A 1,570-nucleotide genomic window follows, 5' to 3' on the forward strand; every position below is an offset into this window, starting at 1 on the left:
AACGTCGAGAACCTCACCAAGAACGGTGCCGGTGCTATTACCGGCGTCGGCAATGCGCTCGCCAACGCCATGCTCGGCAACAACGGAGCCGATACGCTTTCGGGCGGTGACGGCAACGATACGATCGACGGCGACGATGGCAATGACAAGCTGCGTGGCGGTGCCGGTGACGACACCTTCAACGACAACAACGGCAACGATATCTACGTTTATGACACGATCGATTTCGGCAATGACGTCATCAACGCGTTCGATGCCAACCCTGCCGGGGGCCAGGACCTCATCGATCTGAGCGCTTTGGGCATTACGGCAGCCGACTTTGCGACCCGTGTGCTGGAAACCCGTGTTGTTGTTGTTGGAACGGACGACACGCTGCTGACCATTCGGGATGCCACCGGCACGACCACGATCGGTACGATCCTCGTCGATGCCGTTGATCCCAACGACATCAGCATCGCCGACTTCATCCTCGCCGATACGCCGGCTCCCGCTGCCATCAACGGCACCGCTGCAGGCAATACCCTGACCGGGTCGACCTTTGCCGATCAGATCAACGGCCAGGGCGGCAACGACACCATCAATGCCGGTGCGGGCGATGACACGATCACCGTCGATGTTCTCGAGGGTCGCGACGTCATCAACGGCGAAAGCGAAGATGCCGGCGGCGACACCGTGGTCATCAACGGCGACACTTCCAACGAAACCTTCCGGATCTACACCCGCGCCGAATGGTTTGCCGCCGGTAACGCCGTGGGCACCCTCAACGCGGCGACGGAAATCGTCATTACCCGCAACGGCACGAACAACGCCTCGGTCATTGCCGAACTCAACGACATCGAAGAGATCGTCATCAATACGGGTGTTGGCCCGGACATTGTGCAGACGATCGGCGATTTCTCGCCGACCGGCCTCAGCGTCAACACGATCACGATCAATGGCGATGCAGGCGACGACACCGTAGACTTCAGCGCGCTGCAGTCTTCGCACCGTATCCTGTTCCGCACCAATGGCGGTAACGATACGATCGTCGGCAACCTCAGGCCACAGGACGTGGTGGAACTGGCGCCGGGAAGCAACATTTCCGACTACACCATGACCACCAATGCGAACGGCACGAAGACGTTCTCGAACGGAACGCACTCGATCACGTTTGCCGGTGCGGTGCCGCCGCAATTCCAGAATACACCGCCGACACCTGGCAATGACGAAGGTGTCTCGGGTCGCTTCGAATACACCGCGAACGACCTTGCCGGCCTCAAGAACCTGGTCAACGGGCTTCCGGCCTTCGACGAAGACGATGACACCAACGACTTCTCCGGCGTGCGGACACTTTCCGGTCACGGCAACAACGAAGACAATCCAACCTGGGGTTCGGCCGACACGCCGTTTATTCGCATCACCGATGCGCACTACGGTGCCTACAACCCGACGACCGGCAACAACAACATCAATCCGATCTTCTCGGGGCTCGACCCGCGCAACATCAGCAATATCCTCGGCAGCCAGGAACTCGATCTGCCGAAGAACGATAAGGACGCCAACATCTTCTTCATGGCGTTCGGCCAGTACT

The 1,570-nt window shown here is 59.5% G+C and carries 1 protein-coding gene; it reads left to right on the top strand.

Features of this window, described 5'->3' with window-relative positions; translation table 11 throughout:
• Nucleotides 1-1,570, top strand: a 1,570-nt coding sequence (locus LPJGGPFB_RS32835; RefSeq protein WP_282438173.1) for a calcium-binding protein, incomplete at both ends; no start/stop codon positions are given.

It is taken from the genome of Ensifer adhaerens (assembly GCF_013283195.1).
GTDB lineage: Bacteria > Pseudomonadota > Alphaproteobacteria > Rhizobiales > Rhizobiaceae > Ensifer > Ensifer adhaerens_G.